Source organism: Vibrio sp. 1727, assembly GCF_033344415.1.
Taxonomy (GTDB): domain Bacteria; phylum Pseudomonadota; class Gammaproteobacteria; order Enterobacterales; family Vibrionaceae; genus Vibrio; species Vibrio alginolyticus.
Genome location: NZ_JAWPOT010000447.1, coordinates 1 through 598, shown reverse-complemented (window position 1 = coordinate 598; position 598 = coordinate 1). Strand labels below are relative to the sequence as shown.

Genomic DNA, 598 nt, shown 5'->3' with positions numbered 1-598 from the left:
TTGCCGTGTTCACAGATTTATCATCTGATCTAAGCCTTGCTGTTAACTCGATGTTAACTTAGAACAACACCACAGTGACGTGGAAGTGGGTTAACGGTAAGGATGTACCATGAGTTGGAGAACCATCAGCTTTAGAAAGCGCATGCTGGTCATTATGACGCTCTCGGGCTTGATCGAGTTACTTCTGCTCGTCGCCGCAGGTTTTACCTACCTCAAAGTCAATCAAGAACACGAAATGGGTGAAAAGGCACTCGGTGTTGCCCGTTTCCTCGCAGAGTCTGAAATCGTCATTGAGATGGTGGAAGCTCAGCAGCCAGAACCTTATCAAGAGTCCTTTCGCGCACTTACTAAAGCGATTGGTGCGGCCTTTATTGTGATTGGGGATAACCAAGGCGTGCGCTTAATTCATCCGGTAGATGAGCGAATTGGTAAGCCTATGAAAGGGGGAGACAACCAACGAGCTCTGGTCGAAGGTCAATCCTATGTGTCTACAGCTCGCGGTTCTTTGGGTTATTCCGTCCGCGGTAAAGCGGCGATATTCGACGCACAAGGTAACATCATTGGTGTGGTGTCGGTGGGGTATTTGCTCGACAGGCTC

Annotated in this window: 1 pseudogene; it reads left to right on the top strand. The window is 49.0% G+C overall.

Annotated elements, in window-relative coordinates:
* Positions 1-109: 109 nt before the first annotated feature.
* Positions 110-598 (top strand): annotated as a pseudogene (locus R8O10_RS26265) (histidine kinase); the annotation flags it as partial.